23 protein-coding genes are annotated in these 26,562 nt (G+C 69.0%); 11 read left to right on the top strand and 12 right to left on the bottom strand.

The features are described 5' to 3' along the window. Window positions 1–115: 115 nt before the first annotated feature. Window positions 116–1,177: a UDP-glucose 4-epimerase GalE gene (gene galE, locus L3N39_RS00990; RefSeq protein WP_237255351.1), complete on the top strand. Its 1,062-nt coding sequence runs from the start codon at window positions 116–118 to the stop codon at window positions 1,175–1,177. A 33-nt stretch (window positions 1,178–1,210) separates the two neighbouring features. On the opposite strand, the gene L3N39_RS00995 is transcribed toward galE, so the two are convergent. Both L3N39_RS00995 and L3N39_RS01000 read right to left on the bottom strand, forming a co-directional pair. Further along, window positions 1,211–2,599: a S8 family peptidase gene (locus tag L3N39_RS00995; RefSeq protein WP_237255352.1), complete on the bottom strand. Its 1,389-nt coding sequence runs from the start codon at window positions 2,597–2,599 to the stop codon at window positions 1,211–1,213. Between the two features lie 157 nt (window positions 2,600–2,756). Continuing rightward, the gene (locus tag L3N39_RS01000; RefSeq protein ID WP_237255353.1) at window positions 2,757–3,650 is read right to left on the bottom strand and encodes a LysR family transcriptional regulator; all 894 of its coding nucleotides are present in this window, start codon (window positions 3,648–3,650) and stop codon (window positions 2,757–2,759) included. Between the two features lie 206 nt (window positions 3,651–3,856). On the opposite strand from L3N39_RS01000, the gene trpB reads away from it, so the two are divergent. Both trpB and trpA read left to right on the top strand, forming a co-directional pair. After that, window positions 3,857–5,068 carry a tryptophan synthase subunit beta gene (gene trpB, locus L3N39_RS01005; protein WP_237255354.1) on the top strand — a complete coding sequence of 404 codons (1,212 nt, stop codon included), beginning with the start codon at window positions 3,857–3,859 and terminating at the stop codon, window positions 5,066–5,068. Continuing rightward, window positions 5,065–5,874 (top strand): tryptophan synthase subunit alpha, encoded by an 810-nt coding sequence (trpA, locus tag L3N39_RS01010; protein WP_237255355.1) that lies wholly within the window; start codon window positions 5,065–5,067, stop codon window positions 5,872–5,874. The genes trpB and trpA overlap by 4 nt, the downstream gene beginning before the upstream one ends. Window positions 5,875–6,158: 284 nt before the next feature. Here the strand turns inward: trpA and L3N39_RS01015 are convergent, their stop codons facing one another. Together L3N39_RS01015 and L3N39_RS01020 are read right to left on the bottom strand one after the other, a co-directional pair. After that, window positions 6,159–7,400, bottom strand: a complete 1,242-nt coding sequence (locus tag L3N39_RS01015) for a type II toxin-antitoxin system HipA family toxin (protein ID WP_237255356.1) — start codon at window positions 7,398–7,400, stop codon at window positions 6,159–6,161. Next, entirely contained in the window at window positions 7,397–7,633 is a 237-nt protein-coding gene (locus L3N39_RS01020; protein ID WP_237255357.1) for a helix-turn-helix domain-containing protein, read from the bottom strand. The genes L3N39_RS01015 and L3N39_RS01020 overlap by 4 nt, the downstream gene beginning before the upstream one ends. A 246-nt stretch (window positions 7,634–7,879) precedes the next feature. On the opposite strand from L3N39_RS01020, the gene yghU reads away from it, so the two are divergent. The 3 genes from yghU (at window position 7,880) to L3N39_RS01035 (ending at window position 11,733) form a co-directional block, all read left to right on the top strand. Beyond that, window positions 7,880–8,722, top strand: coding sequence for a glutathione-dependent disulfide-bond oxidoreductase (yghU, locus tag L3N39_RS01025; protein WP_237255358.1), 843 nt, complete (start codon window positions 7,880–7,882; stop codon window positions 8,720–8,722). Window positions 8,723–8,890: 168 nt separating this feature from the next. Next, window positions 8,891–10,708, top strand: a complete 1,818-nt coding sequence (locus L3N39_RS01030; protein WP_237255359.1) for a bifunctional metallophosphatase/5'-nucleotidase — start codon at window positions 8,891–8,893, stop codon at window positions 10,706–10,708. 203 nt (window positions 10,709–10,911) lie between these two features. Beyond that, window positions 10,912–11,733, top strand: coding sequence for a hypothetical protein (locus L3N39_RS01035; RefSeq protein WP_237255360.1), 822 nt, complete (start codon window positions 10,912–10,914; stop codon window positions 11,731–11,733). 422 nt (window positions 11,734–12,155) lie between these two features. Here L3N39_RS01035 and L3N39_RS01040 read toward each other — a convergent pair whose 3' ends face one another. Beyond that, window positions 12,156–14,039 carry a DEAD/DEAH box helicase gene (locus L3N39_RS01040; RefSeq protein WP_237255361.1) on the bottom strand — a complete coding sequence of 628 codons (1,884 nt, stop codon included), beginning with the start codon at window positions 14,037–14,039 and terminating at the stop codon, window positions 12,156–12,158. A gap of 329 nt (window positions 14,040–14,368) precedes the next feature. Between L3N39_RS01040 and pgm the strand changes: the two genes are divergently transcribed. Together pgm and L3N39_RS01050 are read left to right on the top strand one after the other, a co-directional pair. Continuing rightward, window positions 14,369–16,033: a phosphoglucomutase (alpha-D-glucose-1,6-bisphosphate-dependent) gene (gene pgm / locus L3N39_RS01045; protein WP_237255362.1), complete on the top strand. Its 1,665-nt coding sequence runs from the start codon at window positions 14,369–14,371 to the stop codon at window positions 16,031–16,033. Window positions 16,034–16,228: 195 nt separating this feature from the next. After that, window positions 16,229–16,555: a hypothetical protein gene (locus tag L3N39_RS01050; RefSeq protein WP_237255363.1), complete on the top strand. Its 327-nt coding sequence runs from the start codon at window positions 16,229–16,231 to the stop codon at window positions 16,553–16,555. 163 nt (window positions 16,556–16,718) lie between these two features. Here L3N39_RS01050 and pbpG read toward each other — a convergent pair whose 3' ends face one another. Further along, window positions 16,719–17,636: a D-alanyl-D-alanine endopeptidase gene (pbpG, locus tag L3N39_RS01055; RefSeq protein WP_348983386.1), complete on the bottom strand. Its 918-nt coding sequence runs from the start codon at window positions 17,634–17,636 to the stop codon at window positions 16,719–16,721. Window positions 17,637–17,925: 289 nt separating this feature from the next. Between pbpG and L3N39_RS01060 the strand changes: the two genes are divergently transcribed. Next, complete coding sequence (locus tag L3N39_RS01060; RefSeq protein ID WP_237255364.1) at window positions 17,926–18,237, top strand: ElaB/YgaM/YqjD family protein; 312 nt, start codon at window positions 17,926–17,928, stop codon at window positions 18,235–18,237. 3 nt (window positions 18,238–18,240) lie between these two features. Then, a complete protein-coding gene (locus L3N39_RS01065) occupies window positions 18,241–18,810 on the top strand; it encodes an NAD(P)-dependent oxidoreductase (protein WP_237255365.1) in 570 nt (189 codons plus the stop codon). Between the two features lie 3 nt (window positions 18,811–18,813). Here the strand turns inward: L3N39_RS01065 and aroE are convergent, their stop codons facing one another. The 5 genes from aroE to hemF all read right to left on the bottom strand — a co-directional run bounded on the left by aroE (window position 18,814) and on the right by hemF (window position 24,810). Beyond that, window positions 18,814–19,635 (bottom strand): shikimate dehydrogenase, encoded by an 822-nt coding sequence (gene aroE, locus L3N39_RS01070; RefSeq protein ID WP_237255366.1) that lies wholly within the window; start codon window positions 19,633–19,635, stop codon window positions 18,814–18,816. 74 nt (window positions 19,636–19,709) lie between these two features. Beyond that, complete coding sequence (locus tag L3N39_RS01075; protein WP_237255367.1) at window positions 19,710–21,233, bottom strand: PepSY domain-containing protein; 1,524 nt, start codon at window positions 21,231–21,233, stop codon at window positions 19,710–19,712. Window positions 21,234–21,238: 5 nt separating this feature from the next. Further along, a complete protein-coding gene (locus tag L3N39_RS01080; protein ID WP_237255368.1) occupies window positions 21,239–23,269 on the bottom strand; it encodes a TonB-dependent receptor in 2,031 nt (676 codons plus the stop codon). Between the two features lie 118 nt (window positions 23,270–23,387). Then, on the bottom strand, window positions 23,388–23,777 hold the full coding sequence (locus L3N39_RS01085) for a DUF2946 family protein (protein WP_237255369.1): 390 nt from the start codon (window positions 23,775–23,777) through the stop codon (window positions 23,388–23,390). 118 nt (window positions 23,778–23,895) lie between these two features. Next, window positions 23,896–24,810 (bottom strand): oxygen-dependent coproporphyrinogen oxidase, encoded by a 915-nt coding sequence (gene hemF / locus L3N39_RS01090; RefSeq protein ID WP_237255370.1) that lies wholly within the window; start codon window positions 24,808–24,810, stop codon window positions 23,896–23,898. A 146-nt stretch (window positions 24,811–24,956) separates the two neighbouring features. Between hemF and L3N39_RS01095 the strand changes: the two genes are divergently transcribed. Then, window positions 24,957–25,934, top strand: a complete 978-nt coding sequence (locus L3N39_RS01095; RefSeq protein ID WP_237255371.1) for a quinone oxidoreductase family protein — start codon at window positions 24,957–24,959, stop codon at window positions 25,932–25,934. 49 nt (window positions 25,935–25,983) lie between these two features. Here the strand turns inward: L3N39_RS01095 and L3N39_RS01100 are convergent, their stop codons facing one another. Continuing rightward, on the bottom strand, window positions 25,984–26,541 hold the full coding sequence (locus tag L3N39_RS01100; RefSeq protein ID WP_237255372.1) for an L-threonylcarbamoyladenylate synthase type 1 TsaC: 558 nt from the start codon (window positions 26,539–26,541) through the stop codon (window positions 25,984–25,986). Window positions 26,542–26,562: the final 21 nt, after the last annotated feature.

Below are 26,562 nucleotides of genomic sequence, written 5' to 3' on the forward strand. Positions count from 1 at the left end.
TCGCTTTTGCCGTCCCGTTCCGCAGCGCCGATCCCATTTTCGGACCCCATGCGACGCCAACCGGCTGCCGCCCGCTCGCGGGTGTGTCCGCAGAAGTTCCAACGGAGGTAGACAGATGATTCTGGTGACAGGAGGAGCGGGTTACATCGGTTCCCACGCGTGCCTCGAGCTGCTCCTGGCAGGCCACGAGGTGCTGGTGCTCGACAACCTGTGCAACAGCTCGCGCCGCGCATTGGAACGGGTCGAGCAACTGGCCGGGCGCACGCTGCAGTTCGTCAAGGGCGACGTGCGCAACCGCTCGCTGCTGACCGCGCTGTTCGCCGCCTACCCGGTGAGCGCGGTGATGCACTTCGCCGGGCTCAAGGCCGTCGGCGAGAGCGTGCGCGAACCGCTGCGCTACTACGAGACCAATGTCAGCGGCAGCATCGCGCTGTGCCAGGCGATGGCCGAGGCCGGCATCTTCAAGCTGGTGTTCAGCTCCTCGGCGACCGTCTACGGCGAGAGCGCGATGATGCCGATCACCGAGCACTGCCCGACCGGCGTGCCGACCAACCCCTACGGCCAGTCCAAGCTGATGGCCGAAAGCGTACTGCGCGGCCTGGCCAACTCCGACCCGCGCTGGTCGATCGGCCTGCTGCGCTACTTCAACCCGATCGGCGCCCATGAATCCGGGCTGATCGGCGAGGACCCCAACGGCACGCCGAACAACCTCTTGCCCTACATGCTGCAGGTCGCCGTCGGCCGGCGCCGCGAGCTGAGCGTCTACGGCGACGACTACCCGACCCCGGACGGCACCGGCGTGCGCGACTACATCCACGTGGTCGACCTGGTGCAGGGCCACCTCAAGGCGCTGGAGCGGCTCGAGCAGGTCAACGGCGTCTCGGTGTGGAACCTCGGCACCGGCAAGGGCTATTCGGTGAAGGAGATGATCGGCGCCTTCGAGGCGGTCATCGGCCGCCCGCTGCCGCATGTGATCCAGCCGCGCCGCGCCGGCGACATCGCGCAGTGCTGGTCGGACCCGACCAAGGCCGCCATCGAGCTCGGCTGGCGCGCCGAGCGCGACCTCTCGACCATGCTCGCCGACGCCTGGCGCTGGCAGAGCCGCAACCCGCAGGGCTACGCCGAGACGCAGCCGGCCCGCCAGGGCGCCACGGCGCAGACCGCGCTGGCCAGCTGAGTCGCCGCCGGCCGGCGCGGTTATCGCAGCCGATCAGGGCGCGCAGGCCAGCTCGGCGCGGATCTTCGACGCATCGAGCCGGCGCGTCTGCTGCACCAGGCCGGTCAGCTGCGGGTCGCGCACCGCCAGGCGCAGCAGCGCCTCGCGGATCTGCGCGGCGCTGGCGCAGGGGTTGAGCGAGGCATACAACGCCGCGGCGCCGGTGACGTGCGGCGCGGCCATCGAGGTGCCGCTCATGTAGGCGTAGCCGCCGGCGCGCTTGCTGGTCGGCACACTGGAGAGGATGTCCACCCCCGGCGCGGCGATGTGCACGCTGTTCGGCCCGTAGTTGGAAAAGCCCGCCAGTTGCCCGCTCGGCCCGATGGCCGCCACCGCGATCAGGTTGGGCAGCGCATAGCTCGCCGGGTAGCTCGGCGTGGTGTCGTTGCTGCTGCCGCTGTTGCCGGCCGCGGCGACGAACAGGATGTTCGCCCGGCCCGCCGTCTGGATGGCGTCGTAGAGCGCCTGCGAATAACCGCCGCCGCCCCAGGAGTTGTTCGTGGCGACCAGCCTGATCTTCTTCGCCAGCTTCAGCTCGGTCAGGTAGTTGATCGCCTGCACCGCGCCGGCGGTGGTGCCGCCGTTGCTGCCGAGGAACTTGGCGCTGATCAGCCGCGCGCTGGGGCAGACGCCGAACACCCCGGTGGCGTTGTTCGCCTGCGCCGCCACGGTGCCGGCGACGTGGGTGCCGTGGTCGTCGACGGTGCTGTCGAACACGCTGGCGTTGTTGCCGACGAAATCCCAGCCGTGGATGTCATCGACCAGGCCGTTGCCGTCGTTGTCCTTGCGGTCGGCGCGGCTGCCCTCGCCCGGGTTGACCCAGACGTTGGCGCGCAGGTCCGGGTGGCTGGTCATCAGGCCCTCGTCGACGATGCCCACGTGCACCTGGCTGGAGCACAGCGCATCGGCGTTCCAGGCCGCCAGCGCGCCGCTGCCGTACGGGTGTGCCGGCGAGGTGCTCGCGCCCTGCATGCCCCACAGCTTGCCGAGCCCCGGGTCGTCGGGGTTGCTCTGCTGGCTGCGGTAGATCCAGTTGGGCTCGACGAAGTCCACCGCCGGGTCGGCCGCCAGGCGCGCCAGCAGCGCGGCATCGACCTTGCGCCCCTTGCCCAGCTGCGCCTGCACTAGGTCGCCCTTGGCGTCCTTGCGCCGGGCCTTGCCCAGCAGCGTGCGCGTCGCCTGCGCGCCCTGCCGGCCCAGCGCGGCAGCCTTGGCCGCCTCCGATGCGCCGGGCTTGAACTGCACCAGCAGCTCGCCGGCAACGAACGGCCGGCCGGCCTTGAGCGATGCCTGCACGGCCGGGCTGGTCGCCGCGGCAACCGATTCCGCCGCAGCGGCGAGCAATACGAACATGCACAGGGCGATACGCCTGTTCCCGATCATCACTGTCCTCCTCGAACGACTGCAGATGGCCGCGCCAAGGGCGGGCCTGCCGACTGTATCGGCAGCCGGGGGAGGCTTTCAGCGGGATGATGGACGAGCGGTGCAGCCTTTCGTCGGCCGCGCGCTCGGGGCTGTTCGGCACGCCGCCCGCGTCGGCTCAGCGGGCGCTGCGCAGTTCCGCGCGCAGCCACTCGGCCAGGTGCTCGGCACGCCGGTCCAAGCGCCGCGCCGGCACCCACAGCGCCAGCCGTGCGCCGGTCTCGACGAAGCCCCAGGGTGCCAGCAGGCGGCCGGCGGCGAGGTCGTCGGCGACCAGCTGCTGCGGCGCGATGGCCACGCCGAGCCCGGCCAGCGCCGCCTCCAGCAGGAAGTACAGGTGCTCGAAGCCCTGCCCCAGGCGCAGGCGCGCCGGATCCAGCGCCTGCCGCCGCGCCCAGGTCGGCCAGGCCTGCGGGCGCGAGGCGGTGTGCAGCAGCGCCTCGTCGAGCAGCGCCGCGACCGGCGCCTGGCGCAGCGCCGCGGCGCGCGGATGGTAGGGGCTGAGCACCGGGCCGATGCGCTCGGCCGCCAGCTCGAAGACCTGCATGTCCGCCGGCCAGGGCGGCTCGGCGTACCACAGCGTGGCATCCAGCCCCGGCTTGCGCGGGTCCAGCTCGCCCTCGCTGGCCGCCAGTTGCAGGCGCAGCTCGGGCAGCTCGCGGTTGAGCCGGTCCAGCCGCGGGATGAACCAGCGCGCCAGCAGGCTGCCCGGACAGCCGAGCACGAACGGCGCCTCGGCAGTCTGCCGCTGCAGCTCGGCGCAGGCGCTGCGCAGGCGCTCGAACGCCTCGCCGGCGGCCTCGCGCAGGCGCTGCCCGGCATCGGTGAGTTTTACGCCGCGCCCTTCCTTGACGAACAGGGCCAGGCCGAGGGCCTCCTCGAGCTGCTTGAGCTGCCGGCTGATGGCCCCGTGGGTGACGTGCAGCTCGCGCGCCGCCTCGCTGAAACTGCCCAGGCGGGCCGCCGCCTCGAAGGCACGCAAGGCGTTGAGCGGTGGAAGATCGCGGCTCATATATGTGAGTTTTCCTGACAGGTCTGCGCGATCTTATCGCTTTTATCCGGGCGCCGGCAGCCGTAAGCTCGCCCTCATACCTGCCGTAGGGTGGAAAACTCGCGAAGCGATTTTCCACCGTCGATCACGATGGTGGACAAGGCTGCGCCGTTGTCCACCCTACCCTCACCCCGACTGCGTGTCGGCACCCCTCCAAGGAGCCTCGCATGACCTCATACCGCACCGGCCCGGACAACCGCGGGCTGTTCGGCCGCTTCGGCGGCCAGTTCGTCGCCGAAACCCTGATGCCGCTGATCAACGAGCTGGCCGCCGAATACGAGAAGGCCAAGAACGACCCGGCCTTCCTCGAGGAGCTGGCCTACTTCCAGCGCGACTACATCGGCCGCGCCAGCCCGCTGTACTACGCCGAACGCCTGACCGAGCACTTCGGCGGGGCGAAGATCTACCTCAAGCGCGAAGACCTGAACCACACCGGCGCGCACAAGATCAACAACTGCATTGGCCAGATCCTGTTGGCCAAGCGCATGGGCAAGCAGCGCATCATTGCCGAGACCGGCGCCGGCATGCACGGCGTGGCCACCGCCACCGTGGCCGCGCGCTTCGGCATGCAGTGCGTGGTCTACATGGGCACCACCGACATCGACCGCCAGCAGGCCAACGTCTTCCGCATGAAGCTCCTGGGCGCCGAAGTGATCCCGGTCACCGCCGGCACCGGCACGCTGAAGGACGCGATGAACGAAGCCCTGCGCGACTGGGTGACGAACGTCCACAACACCTTCTACCTGATCGGCACCGCCGCCGGCCCGCACCCCTACCCGGCCATGGTGCGCGACTTCCAGTCGGTGATCGGCAATGAAGTACGCGAGCAGATCATGCAGAAGGAGGGCCGCCTGCCCGACTCGCTGGTCGCCTGCATCGGTGGCGGTTCCAACGCCATCGGCCTGTTCCACCCGTTCCTCGATGACCAGAGCGTGCAGATCGTCGGCGTCGAGGCGGCCGGCCACGGCATCGACACCGGCAAGCACGCCGCGAGCATGGCCGGCGGCGCACCGGGCGTGCTGCACGGCAACCGCACCTTCCTCTTGCAGGATGCCGACGGCCAGATCACCGATGCCCACTCGATCTCCGCCGGCCTCGACTACCCGGGCGTCGGCCCCGAGCACGCCTGGCTGCACGAGATCAAGCGCGTCGAGTACGTGCCCTGCACCGATGACGAGGCGCTCGAAGCCTTCCACCAGTGCTGCCGCCTGGAAGGCATCATCCCCGCCCTGGAAAGTGCCCACGCTCTGGCCGAGGCCTTCAAGCGCGCCGCCAAGCTGCCCAGGGAGCACCTGATGGTGGTCAACCTCTCCGGCCGCGGCGACAAGGACATGCAGACCGTGATGCACCACATGGCCGAACAGGAGAAAAAAGCATGAGCCGCCTGCAGAGCCGCTTTGCCGAGCTGAAGCAGCAGAACCGCGCCGCGCTGGTGACCTTCGTCACCGCCGGCGACCCGGACTACGCCACCTCGCTGGCGATCCTCAAGGGCCTGCCCAATGCCGGCGCCGACGTGATCGAGCTGGGCATGCCCTTCACCGATCCGATGGCCGACGGCCCGGCGATCCAGCTGGCCAACATCCGCGCGCTGGCCGCCCAGCAGAACCTGCCCAAGACCCTGCAGATGGTCCGCGACTTCCGCGAGACCAACCAGACCACCCCGCTGGTGCTGATGGGCTACTACAACCCGATCTACGCCTACGGCGTCGAGCGCTTCGTCGCCGACGCGAAAGAGGCCGGCGTCGACGGGCTGATCGTCGTCGACCTGCCGCCGGAGCATAACGACGAGCTCTGCGACCCGGCCCAGGCCGCCGGCATCGACTTCATCCGCCTGACCACCCCGACCACCGACGACGCGCGCCTGCCCACCGTGCTCAACGGCAGCTCGGGCTTCGTCTACTACGTCTCGGTGGCCGGCGTGACCGGCGCCGGTTCGGCGACGCTGGAACACGTCGAAGAGGCCGTCGCCCGCCTCAAGCGCCACACCGACATCCCCGTCTGCGTCGGCTTCGGTATCCGCACCGCGGAACAGGCCGCCAACATCGCCCGCCTCGCCGAAGGCGTGGTGGTCGGCTCGGCGCTGATCGACCAGATCGCCAGCGCCGCCAGCAGCGAGGACGCGATCAACGGCGTGCTCGGCCTGTGCCGCGAACTCAGCGCCGGCGTGCGCGGCGCCCGCAGCTGAAGGCTTTACCGCCGTAACCGAAAAGCCGCCGCCCTGGTGAGAGGGCAGCGGCTTTTCTATTTCATGCAGCGGGCAACCGTGGCCTCAGCCGTGGCGTATCCGGTGGGCTTAAACCCTCCGCAGGGCCGCATCCATCGCCACAGCTTTTGCGCAATCAGGCATGACCTGCCGGCCGTCCCGTCCTCAGCGCACGAAACCCACGTGGCGCCCCTTGCGGGCTCAGCCCTTCTCTTTCTTCTTCGGAGGCTTCAGTCGCTGCGCCGGATGCTTCATGCGCTTTGCCGCTACAGCTTGCGGTAGCGGCGGCACTGCTGGACGACGTATTTGCGCACATGCTGCACCTTCGCCCAACCCGCCTCATCCATGCCAACCGCCTGCAGTTCAGCCTGCAGCTCGGCGCTATCGGCGGCGGGCTCGAGCAGATCCAGCATTTGCCGCAGCTCCCGCAGGACGAACGGCGGCGCAAGGCCCATCGCGCGCGCCAGGTCTTCCCAATCCGCTCTGCGCAGCTGTTGCGGATGAAAGTTGCCGCCCACCGCGAAACCGAGGCTGGGACTGTAGGGCAGCACCATCGTGCATACCAGGTCATAGGCCGGCGCCAATGACCAGCGACCCTTGGCGTCCTGTAACAACGAAATGTTCTTGGCATGGCCATCGCTGTTGCCGGCCAGCACGTTGAAGATCTGCCAGCGCAACAACTGGCGCACCTGCAGCGCAGGCGTGGCAGTCACCGAGCGCAACAGCGCTGCGCAGGCGGCCAGCGTCGGGCCGCCCTCTTCCTGGTACTTGAGCCGCCGCGGATAGCCAAGCGCCTGGCACATGTCCTCCTGGTGCACCCGCTCGATCGCGTTGTCCACGCGCCGGCGATCGTAACGGGCCACGGCAAGATAGTGAGCCTTCCCTGCCTGGCCGGCATGCGAGTCGGGAACCTCGAGCCCGGCGATCCGGGCCAGGCGGTTCATGTAGAGCTCGTTGAAAACCAGCGCCGGCTTCAGCGAGAACTTGATCAGATGCGAAGAGGCGGCGGCACCGCGCGGGAGGTAGAGCCGGCCGCCGTCGAGGATCACGGGTATCTTGTCCTGGGCGCCGGCAAGCGAAAGCCGTGTCGCCTTGCCCGGCTGGAACAAGGCGTAGCGCTCCTTGCCCTGTGCCCATCGCGCCAGCTGGTTGGGGTCGACCGGCTCCTGGCCAGGCTCGATCAAGGCATCGGCACGCTCTGGATCGACGATGCGCAACGCACCGGCACAATCGCCACCAATGGCGGCCAGCAGCGAGAAGTCGTCATCGGCGATCCCAAGCCGGCTCACCAGCAGCTGCCGTGACGCTTCTTCGGGAAGCAGATTGGCAAACCAGTTATGTGCCGTGCCAAGCGCTGGCGCAAACACCCCGGTTGCCAGCGGCAAGCTGTTGGAGATGGCAATGCCTGCCGCTTCGCCATACCGAAAACCCATGCTGCGGCCATCGTCACCCAGCCACAGCTCACCGATACGGCAATCATCCCGGTAGACGCCGAGCCGTCCGCTCACAGGGCGCCCCCGTCACGTCTAGCCGCCAGCAGATCGATGCCCAGCGTATGGCACACGTTCAGCACCCGTCCGAACGAACAGCTCTCGCGGCCATTTTCCAGCTCGCTCAGAAAGCGCACGCTCACGCCACACAGGCCGGCAGCGTCCACCAGACGCAGCCCCTGCCCCTTGCGGGTGCGCTGGATCAGCTTGCCGAGTTCGGCCATGGAAGAGAATGCGACAGGTTCGGCCATTTTCCCGATCCGTACAATTTGTCATTCGAAAACAGCTCAGCTCAGCTTTTTTCCCCAGAGGGAAAAATACTCTGCGCAGCCTGCCGGCGCACTGGTTTTTTACCGATCGGGAAAATAGCTTTCACTCCGCCTCGCAGAACAAACCCCACCCATCGATGACCACTATCGACCGGCTCGATTTCGACCGCGCCGTTTCAGCGCGTAGGATGCCCTGCACATCCCCAGTCCCCGCTCGAGGAGATCGACATGCCCGATACCGCGTACATCCCGCCCAAGGTCTGGACCCACGACGCCCCCTCCGGCGGCAAGTTCGCCAACATCAACGCGCCGACCGCCGGCGCGCGCGAGGAGAAGCCGCTGCCGGTGGGCAAGCACCCGCTGCAGCTGTATTCGCTGGCCACGCCCAACGGGGTGAAGGTGGGCATCATGCTCGAGGAGCTGCTCGCCCTCGGTCACCGCGGCGCCGAGTACGACGCCTGGCTGATCCGCATCGGCGAGGGCGACCAGTTCGGCAGCGGCTTCGTCGAGATCAACCCGAACTCGAAGATCCCCGCACTGGTGGACCGCAGCGTCGACGGCGAACCGCTGCGGGTGTTCGAGTCCGGCTCGATCCTGGTCTACCTCGCCGAGAAGTTCGGCGCCTTCCTGCCGAGCGAGGTCCGCGCGCGCACCGAGACGCTGAACTGGCTGTTCTGGCAGATGGGCTCGGCGCCCTTCCTCGGCGGCGGCTTCGGCCACTTCTACGCCTACGCGCCGGAAAAGTACGAATACCCGATCAACCGCTACGCCATGGAGGTCAAGCGCCAGCTCGACGTACTCGACCGCCAGCTGGCCGGGCATCGCTACGTGGCCGGCGACGCCTACAGCATCGCCGACATGGCGATCTGGCCCTGGTACGGCGCGCTGGTGCTGGGCGAGCTGTATGGCGCCGGCGAATTCCTTTCGGTGCACGAGTACCAGCACGTGCAGCGCTGGGCCAGGGAGATCGCCGAGCGCCCGGCGGTCATCCGCGGGCGCAAGGTCAACCGCAACTGGGGCGACGAATCCGAGCAGACGCCCGAGCGCCACAGCGCCGCCGACCTCGACTGAGCCAAGCGACCGGCCAGGGGGGAAACCGGCACCAGCGTTTCCGCCCGGCCAGCCGCCGACGCCACGACCGGTCATCGGCCGGCGCGAAAACGCCAAACGACGGTCATCAGCCTGCCACCTGGGCTTCCTAGTTTTCGGTCGGACCCCCACCGTACCGAGGACACCGCCATGCGCACGCGCATCCTGGATTGGCTGCTGGCCGCCAGCCTGGTCGGCATTGCCGCCCCGGCCCTGGCCGAATCGATCCCCCAGGCCGGGCACGGCTCGCTCGAGCAGGACCAGCACGACCAGCGGCTGGAGACCCTGCAGGCCCGCCAGCAGGCCAGCCAGCGCCGCAGCTGGCGCACCCCCGACTGGCGCGCCGAGCCGACGGTCTCGATCAAGCTGCTCGGCATCAACGACTTCCATGGCCAGCTTTCCCCGCGCAGCGTCGCCGGGCGACCGGCCGGTGGTGCCGCCGTGCTGGCGGCCTACCTCAAGGCGGCCAGCAGCGCACACAGCCTGATCGTGCATGACGGCGACCAGGTCGGCGCCTCGCCGCCCAACTCCGCGCTGCTGCGCGACGAGCCGGCGATCGGCTTCCTCAACCTGCTGGTCAACGAGCATTGCCGCGCCTTCGCCTGGCAGTACCGCTTGCCGCGCCAGATGCAGCCCTACGCCCAGCAGCAGTGCAATCTGCTCGGCACCCTCGGCAACCACGAGTTCGACTACGGCAGGGACGAGCTGCTGCGCCAGCTCACCGGCGGCAACCATCCGGACGGCCCCTTCCTCGAGGCGCGCTGGCAAGGCGCGCGCTTCCCCTACGTGGCGAGCAACGTGCAAGACGCCGCCAGTGGCGACAGCCTGCTGCCGCCCTACTCGATCTACTTCGCCGATGGCGTGCGCATCGGCGTGATCGGTGCGGTGCTCAAAGAAACCCCGAGCATCGTCTCGCCCAGCGGCGTCGCCGGGCTGCGCTTCGTCGACGAGGCGCAGGCGATCAACCGGGCTGTCGCCCAGTTGCGCCGCCAGGGCGTGCGCGCCATCGTCGTCGCGCTGCACCAGGGCGGCCGGCAGGCCAGCTACCAAGGCCCGACCGACCCGGCTGCAGAGCACCTCGAAGGCCCGGTCGTGGACATCATCGAGCGCCTGGACGACGAGGTCGATGTGGTCATCTCCGGGCATGCCCACGGCTTCACCAACGCGCTGGTGGCCAATGCCAACGGCACGCCGATCCTGGTCACCCAGGCATTCTCGGCGGGCACCGCCTACGCCGATATCGATCTGGTGGTCAGCCGTCGCAGCCGCGACGTGGTCGAGAAATCCGCCGCGGTGATCACCACCTGGGCCGACCAGGGAGTCGGGCTGACCCCGGACCCGCAGGTCGCCGCGCTGGTCGCCGAGGCCGATGCCCGCGTCGAGCCGCTGGTGGCCCGGGTGATCGGCGTGGCCCGGCGTGACATTGGCCGCAGCGAGACGGCGGCCGGCGAATCCGCCCTCGGCAACCTGATCGCCGACGCCCAGCGCGTCGCCACCGCGGCGGAGATCAGCTTCATGAACCCCGGCGGCATCCGCGCCGACCTGCCCGCCGGCGAAGTCACCTGGGGCGAGCTGTTCGCCATCCAGCCGTTCGCCAACGACCTGGTCTCCATGGACCTCACCGGCGCACAGATCAGGACCCTGCTGGAACAGCAATGGCTCGGGCAGAGCTACCCGCGCCTGCTCAAGCCATCCGGCCTGCGCTACAGCTGGTCGGCCAGTCGCCCGCTGGGCAACCGCGTGGTCGAGATGCGCGACGCCCGCGGTGCGCCCATCGAACCGACGGCGAGCTACCGCGTCACCGTCAATTCCTTCCTCGCCGGCGGGGGCGACAACTTCGGCGTGCTCACCGAAGGGGGCAACCGCGTGGTCGGCCCGGTCGACCTGCAGGCGCTGGTGGACTACATCGGCACGCTGCCGCAACCGTTCGACGCCGCGGTCGAGGGCAGGATCGAGCGGCTCGATTGAGGCCGTGGCGCGCCTCCAGCTCCCGCGTGCGACGGGCCACGGCTCGCCGCGGGAGCCGGCCGACCGCTGATCCCGCCCGCTGAACTCAGGCGCCCGCCCCGCGCCCAACCTGTATGAGCGCTGCCGACGGGCGTCCGGCCTCGTCGTGCCAGCCCGGCCGCGCCGCGCTCTGCCCAGTTGTTCAGCACAACGTGAGGTGAGCCATGAAACACACACTGGTAGCAGCGTTCGCCACGCTGACCGATGCCAATCGCACCCGCGCCGACCTGATGTCGCGCGGCATCCCGCGCGAGCAGATCCATGCCGTGGGCGCCGACAGCGCCGAGATTCACGCCTATGACGCGCCCTACTCCACCGGCGACGCCACGCCTGATCGCCATGAACACGAATCCAAGATCGCGCATTTCTTCAAGTCGCTGTTCGGCCACGAACCGCACGAGGAACACCGGCGCTATGCCACCGCCTATCCCGACGCGGTGCGCCGCGGCTCGCTGGTGATCGCAGTGGACGTGGTCGACGACGATCAGCTGGTCCGCGCGCGCGATGCGCTGGAATACAACGGCGCGCTCTCCATCGATGCCCAGGGCACCGGCGCCAGCGCCGCCATGCGCGACTATCCCGGCCCGAGCAGCCCCTATGCCGGTGCGACAGGCGGCGACAGCCATCTGGACAAGCACTTCAGCGGCCGCCAGACCGTGGCCGCCGGAGCCATGGCCGGCCGCATGCAACCGAGCGAGCGCGACACCCTGGCCACGGGCAGCATGGCCAGCGAGCGCGGCGACCTCGGCGCCGGCAGCCACACGTCACGCCAGGGCGATGCCGTCAGCGGCAGCCATGGCATTGGCAGCGCCGGCAAGCGCGCCGGCACCGACTACCCGCCCACCACCGCGACCACCGCCCCGACTGGCGCCGGCACCACCGGCCACGGCGCCAACGCCGGCCCCGTCGAGGTCGCGCCCGGCGTGGCGACGCGTGAATCCGGGTTATGCAGCGACCGCGTCTGCGTCATCCAGCGGCCCAGCTAAGCAGGCCCAGCCGTAGGGTGGAAAACGGCGCAGCCTTTTCCACCACTCGGCACCTCCATGACAGCTCGGCGATAGGCGAATCCTGGCTGTTCCACCTACCGCCCGGCCCGCTGCAGCGGTCGGCAGTCGCGGCTTTGCCCCAGTGCGCTCGGCCACCCGAGCGCCGTACCGAACCTGCTCGCACTGGTGGACAAGCGAAGCGTTGTCCACCCTACGCGCTGGCTATTGGTACCTGGCACCGGTCTCCCAGGCAGAAGGCGAGGACGCTATCGCCATACGGCGCCTGACGCTGCCGAACTGATAAGCCGACACGGTAGGGTGGGCTTAAGCCCACCGCTGATTCGTATATCGGTGAGCTAAGGCCTGGCGTCAGGCAGGGCGTTTATTTAGCGAGCAAAACAAAGGGAGATCCACTTTCTAAATCACGCACAACTTTCCCGCATCACCCCCAACCCCTCCCTCACCCCACCAATCGCCTCCTGCACTCGCCTCGTAAAATCCGAATGCTCTTGATACGTCATCACCAGCCGATCAATTGCCCGCGTCATTGCCACATACAACAAGCGTGCTTCATCCGCTTCGGGCTCGCCTTTCTTCGGCATTTCGCCTAGGCCCGGTATAAGCACTAGGCCGAACTCCAGGCCTTTGCTGGAGTGCATGCTGACGATCTTCACGCTGTCTTCAGGGCCGTAGAGTTCGCTGCGGGCTTTCGAGTTGGCGCCGGAGGCGTAGGCGATACCCGCCTGGGCCAGCGCATGTTCTGCTGCCTGGGCTTGGGAGCTGCTGCGGTAGATGATCGCCATGTCGCTGAGCGCGCGGCCATTGAGCAGTTCGTCGCGGATGCGGCTGACGAGGCAGTCCCATTCCTGCCAATGGCCTTCGCAGTGGATGAGTTCGGGGAAGGCGCCGCGGCGGCCGGCGCTTTCGGGAACAATGACGGGCACGCCGTCTTCGCCGGCATCGCGCCCGGCGAGCAGCTCGGTGGCGAAGGCGCGGGCGACCGAGAGCACTTCCAGTGTGTTGCGGTAGTTGAGCTTGAGGATGGTGGTGCGGCCCTGGGCCTGGATGCCGACACTGGCGAAGCTGAAGTCCAGCCCGGTCTTCTTGCCCTTACCTCGGTAGATGGACTGGGCGTCGTCGTAGAGCACCAGCAGCGAGTTGGTGGCCGGGTCGACCATCTGCACGATGAGCTTGAACCACTCGGGCGCGAAGTCGTGGCCTTCGTCGATCAGCACGGCGGCGTACTGCGCGCGCGGGATCTGCCCGCGATCGACGCCGTCGATGGTTCTCTCCACCTGTTCGGCCGCGTACTTCGCGGCTGACGGACTCCACTTCGGCTTATCGACGTTGTAGGTCGCCAGCATCTCCGAGCACCAGCCGTGGAAATGCTGCACGGTGACTTTCTCACCCAAGCCCTTTTCGACAAGCACCTGGCGCAGGCGCCCGGCCAGCGATCGATTGAAGCAGAGCACCAGAATCGGCTTGTTTGAGACCTTGGCCAGTTGCTCGCAGCGGTAGCCGAGGATCATGGTCTTGCCGCTGCCGGCCGCGCCGTGGATCACGCGATGACCTTCGCCCAGTGAGCGGGCAAGTTGTTCCTGTTGCAGGTCCATGACCTTGATCAGGCTGGGGATCGGCGCGTCGCCCTCGGCGAACAGGCCGAACTGGCCCGGTTGGCTGTTGACGCGGACCTCGGGGTAGAGGTGGTAGCGCACGCGGTCGATCTGCGGCAGCGTCAGGGTGCAGGGGAAGACGTGGGGGAACATGCTCCACAGGCGCTGCTGGAAAGCTTCCGGGTCGGCCGTTTCGGTCATTTCGTCCTGGAAGATGACGCGCTGCGGGTCGAGTGCGTCATGCAGGTCGGTCCCTTCGAACTGGCGGCGGGTGATGTTGGTGAGCACCACGCCCCAGCCCCACGGCATGATCAGTTCGCCCGGTCGCGGCGAGCTTTTACTCTGGCGCAGCAGCGGATCTTTCTTTAGCGCTAATAGCAGCTCCAGCACATTGGTGCGGGCTTGGGTCATCGGATTGCGTTCGGTCTTGACTCCTTCGAGGGTGTGTATCCGCGCATGCCCAGGGTCGATGGTGTGGATGGTCGCCAGCTTCCAGTCCTTGACCTCGAGTACGAGGATGCCGCGACGCGGATGCAGGACAACGAAGTCGGGGTAGCGCGCCTTGGGCCCGACCGGGACGTTGCTCCAGCACAGGTAGTCGTCTTCCAGCAGCTTTTCCAGCCGCTCGGCAAAGCGCCGTTCGCCGGGTGTGTCGAACTGGCATTGCGAGCGAACGGGGAAAAAGCGCGCCATTTTTTACCTTCCTTAGTGACGCGCCGGAGGCCGCGTCCTTTACCCGCCGCAGCGAGACCTGAGCGTGCGCGTTTACCGCGCGTGACGGCACATTAGCCACTGCGTCCATACGGGTAAAGCCGACGATGGATGGCCCACCTCCGCACCGCAGTCGAGCACTGGCGCCGCGATAGCCTTCTGCCGAGAGGTTCATACCGACACAGGCGAGTACGGAACCGCTACCGTCGCCGCGGTCTTAGCTCTGGATAAACGACGCCGACTGGCGTTTCATTCGCACCGCATCCGGCCCGGAGGGCCGGCGCATTGTCTCTTCGAGAAAGGACCGCCCCATGAGCCTCGCCCCCAACGCCGGACGCCTGCCCGACCCGCACAGCCTGACCCACCTGCCGCGCCTGGTGGCGCGCTACTACAGCGACCGGCCGGCCCCGTCCGACCCGGCGCAGCGGGTGGCGTTCGGCACCTCCGGGCATCGCGGTTCTTCGCTCAAGGGCAGCTTCAACGAGTGGCACATCCTCGCCACCACCCAGGCGATCGTCGATTACCGCCGCCAGGAAGGCATCGACGGCCCGCTGTTCATGGGCATGGACACCCACGCGCTGTCCGAACCGGCGTTCATCTCGGCGCTGGAAGTGCTGGCGGCCAACGGCATCGAGACGCGCATCGACGCCGGCTGCCCGGAAACCGGCGGCGAGCCGGGCTATACGCCGACCCCGGCGATCTCCAACGCGATCCTCAGCTACAACCGCGGCCGCACCAGCGGGCTGGCCGACGGCATCGTCATCACGCCGTCGCACAACCCGCCGGGCGATGGCGGCTTCAAGTACAACCCCACCAATGGCGGCCCGGCCGACACCGGTGTGACCAAGTGGATTCAGGAGCGCGCCAATGCGCTGCTGGTCGCCGGGCTCGATGGCGTCAAGCGCATGGATTACCGCCAGGCGCTCAAGGCCTCGACCACCCAGCGCTTCGATTTCATCGACGCCTATGTCGGCGGGCTCGAGCGCGTGATCGACCTCGACGCCATCCGCGGCTCGGGACTGAAGTTCGCCGTCGACCCGCTGGGCGGCGCCGGCGTGCACTACTGGCCGCGCATCGCCGAGCGCTTCGGCCTGCCGCTGGAGGTGCTGTCCACGGTGGTCGACCCGACCTTCCGCTTCATGCGCCTGGACTGGGACGGCAAGATCCGCATGGACTGCAGCTCGCCGCACGCCATGGCCGGGCTGATCGAGAACAAGGACCGCTTCGACGTGGCCTTCGCCTGTGACACCGACCACGACCGCCACGGCATCGTCACCCGCTCCGGCGGGCTGATGAACCCCAACCATTACCTGGCGGTGGCCATCGAATACCTGTTCACCCATCGCCCGGGCTGGAGCGCCGAGGCCGGCATCGGCAAGACGCTGGTGTCCTCCTCGATGATCGACCGTGTTGCCGCCGGCATCGACCGCCGCCTGGTGGAAGTGCCGGTGGGCTTCAAGTGGTTCGCCGACGGCCTGATGGATGGCAGCCTGGGCTTCGGCGGCGAGGAGTCGGCCGGCGCTTCGTTCCTCGACAAGCAGGGCGGCGCCTGGTCCACCGACAAGGACGGCCTGATCCTCGGCCTGCTCGCCGCGGAGATCACCGCCGTCACCGGCAAGGACCCGAGCGAGCGCTACCAGGCGCTGACCGACCGCTTCGGCGCACCGGTGTACCAGCGCATCGACGCCGCGGCCAATCGCGAGCAGAAGGCACGCCTGGGCAAGCTGTCCGCGTCGCAGGTCTCGGCGAAGGAGCTGGCCGGCCAGCCGATCACGCGCATCCTCACCGAGGCACCGGGCAACGGCGCAGCCATCGGCGGGCTGAAGGTGGAGACGGCGAACGGCTGGTTCGCCGCGCGGCCGTCCGGCACCGAGGACGTCTACAAGATCTACGCCGAGAGCTTCGAGGGCGAAGCGCACCTGGCACGCATCCAGGCCGAGGCCAAGGCGCTGGTGGACTCGGTGCTGGCCGGCTGAGGGTGTCTGGCCCGCCGCTTGCGAGCGGCGGGCGCTGGCCTGACGGAATGGAAACATTTGCACACAAACTCCAGACGCGGCATTGCGCCGCACCCGGGCGAGGACTAGATTGAAGGCGAGCGCAGGGTCCGGGTGGCCCGGTGCACCGGCCGCACGCATGCGCGGCGCCCCGCTTTCCCAAGGAGGATCGCAGCCATGAAATCGTCTTCCCCGCTGTCTTTCATGCTGATCAGGCGCCCGCTGGGCGTGGTGTTCTGGCTTTACGGGGTGATCCCCAGCCACGTCCTGTGGGGCATGGCCCTGTTCGGTTATTTCAACGGCGCTTCGCTGGCGACCAACCTGATGATGTTCGGGCTGATCCTCGCCTATACGGCATGGATCATCACCGAGATCTGGCTGTGCGCCGACAACGTGCGCAACAAGCTCTACGGCGACATGGCGCGCCTGCTCACCGCGGCCTGGGCGATCAATAGCGTGCTGCTGGTGTTCTTCCTCACCGTGCAACGGCTCGGCGGCGTCTGAGCCCTTCCCCAGACAAGGCCGTTGCGCTCGATGCCAGTAGCAGCGGCCAGCCGGGATTCCTCGACAGGGCAGCCGAGCGGCTGCCCGTTTCATTCCCGACCGAAACCCACCGTGTGAACCGGCGACAGCGCCCGCTGCCCCACGCTAGGCGATCGAGCGAGGCTTACTGCGCCGCCTGCAGCAGGCCCTGGCGCTGCGCCATCTTCTGCTGCTTGTAGGCCAGCGCGGCGGCCGGCACCGGGGTGATGGTGCCGGTCTCGATCCACTTCTTCAGGCGGTTGGCATCGGCCATGTGGGTGTACTTGCCGAACGCATCGAGCACGACGAAGGCCACCGGCCGGCCGTTCATGCGGGTGCGCATCACCAGGCAGTGGCCGGCGGCGTTGGTGAAGCCGGTCTTGGTCAGCTGGATGTCCCAGTTGGGCTTGCGCACCAGGGCGTTGGTGTTGCGAAAGCCCAGGGTGTAGCCGGGCTTGCGGAAGGCCACGGTCTTCTCCGGGGTGGCGCTGAACTGGCCGAGCAGCGGGTAGTCCTGGCTGGCGCGCACCAGGCGCACCAGGTCGCGTGCGCTGGAGACGTTGCGCTCGGACAGCCCGGTCGGTTCGACGTAGCGGGTGTCGGCCATGCCCAGCGCGCGCGCCTTGGCGTTCATCGCCTGGATGAAGGCGCCGTAGCCGCCGGGGTAGTGATGCGCCAGGCTCGCCGCCGCGCGGTTCTCCGAGGACATCAGGGTCAGCAGCAGCATCTCGCGGCGGCTGATCTGGCTGCCGATGCGCACCCGGGAATACACGCCACGCATCTCCGGCACGTCGCGGATGGTGATCGGCAGCACCTCGTCCAGCGGCAGCTTGGCGTCGAGCACCACCATGGCGGTCATCAGCTTGGTCACCGAGGCGATCGGCACCACCAGCCCCGGATTGCTGGAATACAGCACTTCGTTGGTGTCGAGGTCGACCAGCAGGGCGCTGCCGGATGCCAGTTCCTGGGTAGCGGCGACCTTGGGTGCCGCGTGGCTGGCCGGAGCCAGGGCCATGCTGGTGCAGAGCAGCAGCAGGCTGAAAATCGAGTGGCGAAACTTCACTGCATTCACCGAGTTAGAGAGGCTGGACGAAACGGCGCCGGCTAGGGCGCAGCGCCGCAGTATACGGAAAAGCCCTGGCGGCTTCGCCGGCGGCGCCTGGCCAGCCGGGTGCGACGCACGGGCACCCTGCGCGGCCACCGCCGGGCCGGGCAGGCAACTAGAGTGTAGAAGAGCCGCGCCGCCACGACCGACCGTCGGGCGCCTCGGCGGCAGGCGGCCATCACAGGCGCATTGCACCTTCGGCGGCCGTTGCAGTCCAACGGTCAGGTTTATCAGGGGAGGACCCACCATGTCCCGCTTCAGCCACACGCCAACCACCCGCGAAGAGATCCAGCACGAGATCGACAGCCTGATGCGTGCCCTGGACCGCCTCAAGCACGACACCGCGCGCGAGTCGCGCCATGGCCTGGACAACCTGCGCTCGCGCGCCGAGGCGCTCTGGCACGACGTCCACTGGGACGAGCACTGCGCCGACCTGTCGCGCCGCACCCAGGACGCCGGGCGCATGGCCCGGGACTGCGCCCGCCAGCACCCGCTGGCGACCGTCGCCCTGGCCGCCGGCGCCTGTGCCTTGATCGGCTACCTGGTCACCCGGCGCTGAACCATGCTCAACGCCGAGACGCCGCGGCTGAAGTTCGCCCTGTACGGCGCGCAGGGCAGCCTCGGCAGTGCGGTGCTGGTGGAGCTGCTCAGCCGCCAGCATGAGGCGGTGGCGCTGCTCGACGACCTCAACGCGCTGACCGCGCGCCCCGGCCTGCGCACCAAGCCCGGCGACCTGCACGACCCGACCGGCGTCAGCGAGAGCGTCGCCGGGATGGACGCGGTGCTCTGCCTGTTCGACGCCGCGGCTCCGCCGGAGGCATTCGCCTCGGCGGTCAAGGCGCTGCTCGTGGGCCTGCCGCGGGTCGCGGTCGACCGCCTGCTGCTGGTGGCCGATTTCCCGCACCTCGCGGACCAGCCCCCGGTGGTGGCGGCGCTGCAGCGCCTGGCCGCCGATCCGCTGCGCTGGACACTGGTCGACGCCGCGCCGGTGCAGCCGGGGCTGGGCATCGACGACCTTGCCGCCGCCGGCGACGGGCCGCAGCTGCGCGCGCTACGCCGCCTGGCGGCCGGGATCGTCGACGAGCTGGAACAACCGCTGCACCTGCGCGAGCGGATTCGCTTCAGCGACTGAGGTTCAGGCAGCCGTCAGCTGCCGGCGCAGCTCGGCCTGCACCGCCGCGGTCTGCGGGCGTACGCCGCGCCAGAGCTCGAACGCCGCCGCGGCCTGCTCGACGAGCATGCCGAGCCCGTCGCGACAGGGCGCGCCCAACCGCTGCGCCCAGCGACAGAAGGGCGTCGGCTCGGCGCCGTACATCATGTCGTAGCAGAAGGTCTCGCCGGGCCGCACCAGGCTGTCGGCCAGCGGCGGCAGCTCGCCGCCCAGGCTCGCCGAAGTGCCGTTGACGATCACCTCGAAGGGGCCTTCGAGCGCGGCGAAGCTGCTCGCCGAGACCGGGCCAAGGGCGGCGAACTCGGTGGCCAGGGCCTCGGCCTTGTCCAGGCTGCGATTGGCGATCACCAGCGCGGCCGGGCGCTGGGCCAGCAGCGGCTCGAGGGCGCCGCGCACCGCCCCGCCGGCGCCGAGCAGCAGGATGCGCCGCCCTTGCAGGGCCACGCCGGCATTGGCGGTCAGGTCGTCGACCAGCCCGACGCCGTCGGTGTTGTCGCCCAGCAGGCGGCCGTCATCGAGCTTCATCAGCGTGTTCACCGCCCCGGCGCGCTGCGCCCGCGCGGTCAGCTGGTCGGCCAGGCGGAACGCCTGCTCCTTGAACGGCACCGTGACGTTGGCGCCGCGCCCCTCGACGAAGAACGCCCGCGCCGCCTCGACGAAACCATCCAGCGGCGCCAGCAGCGGCTCGTAGCTGAGCACCTGGCCGGTCTGCTCGGCGAACAGCCGGTGGATCTGCGGCGACTTGCTGTGGCCGATGGGGTTGCCGAATACACCGTAGCGGTCCATGGGAGTCCTCAGCTGGAAGGCAAAAGCCGGAAGCTTGCAGTTTTTTGCCAGCGGCTGCCAGCGTCGCGCGGCCCTCAGGCGTCGACCGTGCGCCGGCAGGCCGCCACACCTGCCCGGCCGGGCCGCCGCCGACGCCGCCTGAGCCGACGCCAACCGAGCAGCACGCCGCTCAGGCCGATCACCAGCGCACCCGCGCTAAAGGCCAGCAACAGGCCGTCGCGCAGCAGCGGCCGCTGCAGCAGGGGCAGCCAGTCCCAGCTGTGCAGCAGCTTGAACGCCCAGCGCACCGCACGCCGGCGCTGATCCAGCTGTTCGATGACCGCACCGCTGTAGGGATCGATGTGCAGCCAGGTCGACGCCGGATCGTCGAAGCGCACCCGCAGCAGCGGCAAGCGGCGCGGCAGATGGCTGTACAGGCTTGGTTCGCTGCGGGCGTAGTAGTGGGAATCCTCCTGCTGCAGCCACTCGAAGTGCAGCGACTGCTCCGGCCAGGCCTCGCGGACCTGGCGCTCCAGTACCGCGCGCTCAAGGTGTTCCTGCGCCGGCCCGGTGGACGCCGCGGGCAGAAGGCGCGTCTCGCCACTGGCATCGAGGCCGAGCAGATAGGGCTGATCGCCGAGCACCTGCCATTGCAGTTCCACCGGCGCGATACCGGCCTCGCGGAATCGGGCCAGCGCAGAGGCAAGGTCCATCTTGGCCGCCCCAGCGTTCAGCGGTGCGTTTCTTAGCGCGGCGGCATCGATGGTCGAGCGTTTCTCGAACAGCCCCCAGGGCTCCATCGACAGCATGCCGCTGACCAGCCAGACCAGCAGCACGACGCCGACCAGCAGCCCGCCGACGTGGTGCACACGGCTGGTGCCAGCCGGGTAGGGCGAGTGCGAGCCGTTGCGGTAGCGCCCGGTGAAGCGCCAGCGCAGCAGGCCGATCAGCATGCCCAGCAGCACCAGCACCGCGCCGAGCAGGGCGCCATAGACCAGCAGCGGCGACCAGGCGGCCTTCGGCATCACCTCGCGCAACGGATAGAGCCAGTGCAGCCAGGCGCCCAGCAGGTTCCAGGCCCGCTCGTGGGCGCTGGCATCGCGCACCACCAGCCCGCTGTGGCTGGAGACGTAGAGCAGGTGCCGTTCGGCATCGTCGGCCTGGACCCGATACAGCGGGCGCTCGCGGGCCAGCGCATGATTGCGCGTCCAGGCATCCTCCTCGACCCGGTCGAGCAGGCGCACCTTAGCCCCGTGGGTGAACTGCCGCGCGCTGGCCAGCGCCTCGGCAGGGCCGATGCGCTCGATGCGCCGACCGCTGCGCGCGTCCACCGCCAGCAGCGGTCCGTCTCCGTAGTCCAGCAGGTAGCGCGGCGAGCCGCCGGCACCGGTCAGGCGCAGGCTGAGCGGGGTACGCGGATCGCCACTGGCGGCAAGCGCCGCACCCGGCGCGATGCAGCAGCCAGAATCCAGCGGTGCCAGTCGCGCCAGATGCTCGGCCGGCGTCAGCTTGGGATAGCCGACGAAGAGCATCACCACGCCGCTGACGACCCAGGCCAGGACGAACAACCCCAGGGCGATGCCGAGCCAGCGATGCGCGAGGTACAGGTAGCGCTTCATGCCGGTCAGAAGTCCAGGGTCACGGCGGCATACAGCGCGCGGCCATCGCCCGGCGCATGCAGGGTCTGCGCGCCGTCGTACCAGACGTATTCGTGGTAGCGGTCGGTGAGGTTCTTCAGCTGCAGGTCGACGGCCAGCTGCTCGGTCAGCTGGTAGCTGGCGCCCAGGTTGAACAGCACGTAGCCGCCGTACTTGCCCTGGGTGTTCTCGCGTTCGAGGTAGTAATCGGTCTGGCCGTTGAGCCAGGCGCTGAGCTGCAGGTCCGGCGTCGCCTGATAGCTGCTGCCGGCCGAGTACAGCCGCTGCGGCACGTGGTCGATCTGCTGGCCCTGACTGGCCGGCAGGCTCGGGTCGGCCTTCTCGATTTCCGAGAACTGCCAGGAATGCGCCAGCCACAGGCTGAGCTCGGCAGTGGGGTAGAGATTGAGCTGGGCGTCATAACCCCAGCGCCGGGTCTGGCCGAGGTTCTCCGACTCGCCACTGGGATCGTTGAGCCGGCGCCGCACCTCGTCGGACGCCACCTGCTCCCAGTAGGCGACGCGGCCGTCGAGCCAGTGCGCCGGGCTGAACTTGATGCCGGTTTCCCAGCCGTCGTTGATCGACGGCGAGAGATCGCTGGTGCGCGGCGGCACCTTGTAGGCGGCAGCACCCGTGCCGATCTGGAAGGTCCGGCCCCAGTTGCCATACAGGCTCAGCTGCTCGATGGGGGTGTAGATCAGGCTGATCTTCGGCTGCTCGATGCTGCCGTAGTCGTTGATCGCGTAATCGTTGCCACTGAGCGCGTCGGTGAAATCGCCCTCGATGCGATCGACACGGAACGCCGGGATGATCTTCAGCGATTCCACCGGCTGGATCACCGCCTGCAGGTAGGCGCCGTAGCTGTCGTAGTCGAAGCGCTGGTCGCGGGTCTGGGTCACGACCTGGCGTTCGACGGTGGTGTAGCGCTCGCTGCGGTTGCGCTGCTGCTCGGTGTCCAGGCCGCCTTCGAGGGCCAGGTCATGGAGCCAGGCGACATCCGGGCGGTAGGTCAGCGCAGTGCGCGCGCCATAGTGCTTCTCCTCGCTGGTGCGCCGCTGTTGCGGTGCGGCCAAGGAGAAACGCACCCAGCGGTCGTCATCCAGGGTGTTGAGCCAGACCTTCGTCGCCCAGCTGAGGTCGCTGGCCAGCTGGCTGTCCAGGTGCAGGCTGAGCTGGTTCATGCGCCGCTCGCCCATGTCGCTGGCCGACAGCGCATAGGACTGGCGTGGCGAGTGCCGTGCGTCCTCACGGGACAGGTACCCCGGCTCGTCCGCATCGGTCTCGTAGTGCCGGGCGATCAGGCCCAGGCGCCAGTCGCCGGCGTCCGGCGTGTAGAACCATTTGCCGGACAGGCTGGTGCGCTCGCTGCCGGCATGGTCGCGGTAGCCATCGCTCTTCTGTTGGCCGATGAAGTAGTTCTGCGTCCAGTTGCCGCTTTCGATGCCCTTGGCCAGCTGCAGCTCCTGCGTGTCGTAGCTGCCGTAGCGCAACCGCCCCTTGCCGTAGTCGCCACCGATGCGCGACTGCACGGCGACGTTGCCGGCGATGTTGTACAGGCCGTAGCGCGGGTCGTTGGTGCCGCGCACCACCTCGATGCCGTCGATCTCCAGTGGGAACAGCATGTCCAGGTAGGGCATGTTGCCGTCGTTGCTGTTGCTCGGGATGCCGTCGATCAGCAGCTTGACTGCGTTGACCTCGCCCTCGCCATTGAAGCCGCGAAAGGACAGCTTGCCGGAAGTGGTGCCCTGGCCGAATTCGGTGAGCATCACCCCCGGCGCGCGGCGGAACAGCTCCCAGCTGTAGAGCACCGGCTGCTGCTCGAGGATGTCGCTGCCCAGCAGGTCCACCGAGCTGATCACGCTGCTGGTCGGCAGGCTGCCGCTGGACGGGTTCGCGGTGACGGTACTGCTGCCCAGCGACAGCGCGGTATCGGCCGAGGCCGAGGTTGAGTGGGCGCCGAGCAGGGCGCAGGCAAGCAGGCAGGGCAGCGCGGCGCGCGGCGCAGGGTGGTCGAACATCTCGCAGTTTCCTTGTGCAACAGGCAGGCCGCGGCAGGCAGCCGTCGGCAGGCGCCGCACGCCAGTTGCTGGCGGCGTGGGCGTTCGGGTGTGCAGGCAGGGAAGACGCCGGCAGGCGTCAGGCGAGCGGCGAGGCGCGCGGGTTGAGCGCCGGCCAGCGCTCGCGCGGCGACGGCCAGGCACTGTGCCGTTCGGCCCGCGCATAGGTTCGCCCGGCTGCGGCCGGCAGGATCGGTGGCGAGGCGACGGGCAGGGCGGCGAGACCCATGGCACCGCTGCAGCAACAGGGCGGCATGCCGCCGTGGCCGGCGTGCGGCTGTTCGCCGGTGCTCGCTGCGGCGTGCGCCGCGTGCCCTGGATGCGCCTCGCCTTGCGCCAGTGCCGCACGATCACCGTGCTCGAGCAGGCGGCCGTCGTCGGCCGGCCACGCACCGGCGAGCGACATGCCCAGCAGGTGCAGCAGCAGGGCCAGGCTGGCCAGCCAGGCGGGAAATCGGTGGCGCTTCATCGGCAGTCAGACACAACGCAGTCGGCGATGGGGCGCATGGTATTGAGCATGGGCATGGAAAAGAATTGAGCGAGCTCAAGAATCATTCTTGATTGCACCCGATTCAAGCCCGCCGGCGTTACCGCTCCTGCAACCAGTCGCGTTCCTGCAGGAAGTACTCGGTCAGCCGCGCCTCGGGCGTGCCAGGCTCGGGGTGCTTGTCGTAGCCCCAGCGCACCAGCGGCGGCAGCGACATGAGGATCGACTCGGTACGCCCGCCCGACTGCAGGCCGAACAGCGTGCCGCGGTCGTAGACCAGGTTGTACTCGACGTAGCGGCCGCGGCGCAGCTGCTGGAACTCGCGCTCGCGCTCGCCGTAGGGCATCGCCTTGCGGCGCTGCACGATCGGCAGGTAGGCCGTGAGGTAGGCATCGCCGACCGCGCGCATGAAGGCGAAGCTGGTGTCGAAGTCCCATTGGTTGAGATCGTCGAAGAACAGCCCGCCGATGCCGCGCGGCTCGGCGCGGTGCTTGAGGTAGAAGTAGCGGTCGCACCACTGCTTGAAGCGCGGGTAGACCTCGGCGCCGAACGGCGCGCAGGCGTCGCGTGCCACCCGGTGCCAGTGCACGCAGTCCTCGTCGAAGCCGTAATAGGGCGTCAGGTCGAAGCCGCCGCCGAACCACCAGACCGGCGGCTCGCCCTCCTTCTCGGCCATGAAGAAGCGCACGTTGGCGTGCGAGGTCGGCACGTAGGGGTTCTGCGGGTGGATCACCAGCGACACGCCGAGCGCCTGGAAGCCGCGTCCGGCCAACTCCGGGCGGTGGGCGCTGGCCGACGGCGGCAGGCCGGCGCCGAAGACATGGGAGAAGTTCACGCCGCCCTTCTCGATCAGCGTGCCGTTCTCGATCACCCGGGTGCGCCCGCCACCGCCGGCCGGGCGGGTCCAGGCGTCCTCGGCGAAGCGCGCCGAGCCGTCCTCGGCCTCCAGCGCGGCGCAGATGCGCTCCTGCAGGTCCAGCAGATAGGCTTTGACGGCGTCGATCTGTTCGTTCACGGCAGGTTTCCCATGGCAAGGGCGCCGGCCACGGCGGGTGCCGGACGGGCGGAGGCGGATCGGCCGGCAAGCATAGCACCCGAAAGATTGACGAAAGCAGGCCCGGGCAGGTTGGATAGCCGCTCACCCAGTCCTTCGGAGTCGACATGAGCAAGCGCATCCAATTCAGCCGGCACGGCGGGCCGGAAGTCCTCGAGCTGGTCGACGTCGAGCCGCCCAGGCCGGGCGCCGGCGAGGTGCTGGTCCGCAACCACGCCATCGGCCTGAACTTCATCGACACCTACTTCCGCACCGGCCTCTACGTGCCGCCGGCGCTGCCGTCGGGCCTGGGCAACGAGGCCGCCGGCGTGGTCGAGGCGGTGGGCGAGGGCGTCGACAGCGTCCGCGTGGGCGATCGCGTCGCCTATGCCACCGGGCCGCTGGGCGCCTATGGCGAGCACCATTGCCTGCCGGCACGCTACCTGGTGCGGCTGCCGGAGGCGATCAGCTACGAGCAGGCCGCGGCGGTGATGCTCAAGGGCCTGACCAGCCAGTACCTGCTGCGCCAGATCCATCCGCTGCAGGCCGGCGAGACGCTGCTGTTCCACGCCGCCGCCGGTGGCGTCGGCTCGATCGCCTGCCAGTGGGCCAAGGCCTTGGGCGCCCGCCTGATCGGCGTGGTCGGCTCGGCGGAAAAGGCCGAGCGGGCCAAGGCCCTGGGCGCCTGGGCGACCATCGACCGCAGCCGCGAGGACGTGGTGCAGCGGGTGCTGGAGCTGACCGAGGGCAGGAAGTGCCCGGTGGTCTACGACTCGGTCGGCAAGGACACTTGGGAGATCTCGCTGGACTGCGTCGCGCCGCGCGGCCTGCTGGTCAGTTTCGGCAATGCCTCCGGGCCGGTCGCCGGGGTCAACCTCGGCATCCTCGCGCAGAAGGGCTCGCTGTTCGTCACCCGGCCGACCCTGGCCGGCTACGCCGACACCCCCGAGCGCCTGCAGATGATGGCCGACGAGCTGTTCGAGATGATCACCAGCGGCCGGATCCAGGTCGAGATCGGCCAGCGCTACCCGCTCGCCGAAGCCGCCGAGGCCCAGCGCCAGCTGGCCGGCCGCGCCACGGTCGGCTCGACGGTGCTGCTGCCCTGAAGGCGGGCGGGCGGCGCGCCGATCGCCGGCCAGCCTCCCGCGCCTGCCGCTAGCTGGCCCTGATCAGCTGCCCGCTGCGCAGGTCGCGGATGGTGCTGGGGTTGCGCTGCCCGCCCAGCGGCCCGCAGAAGATGTGGTCCAGCTGATCGCCGAAATACTGCCGCACGCGCAACGCCGAACGCGCCGCCGGCCGGCCGGCCGGGTTGGCCGAGGTGGACACCAGCGGCCCGGTGAGTGCGCACAGGCGCGCCACCAGCGGATGATCGGTCACGCGCAGCGCGACGCTGTCGTGGCGCCCGGTGATCCACTGCGGCAGGCGGTCCTGGTGCGGCACCAGCCAGGTGTTGGGCCCCGGCCAGCTGCGTGCCAGGCGCTCGCGCCAGCTGCGCGGCAGGTCATCCAGCAGGAAGTCGAAGCGCTCCATGCAGTCGGCAACCAGGATCAGGCCCTTGTCCACCGGGCGGTCCTTGAGTTCGAGCAGGCGGTAGACCGCCTCGCGGTCCCACGGATCGCAACCCAGCCCCCACACCGCTTCGGTCGGATAGGCGATCACGCCGCCCTGCCGGACCACACGCGCCACCTGCTGCAAACGCCACTCGCCTGTCATCACGACCCCCGGACGGAAAAA

The sequence above is a fragment of the Pseudomonas oligotrophica genome, from assembly GCF_021726475.1.
Classification (GTDB): Bacteria; Pseudomonadota; Gammaproteobacteria; order Pseudomonadales; family Pseudomonadaceae; genus Stutzerimonas; species Stutzerimonas oligotrophica.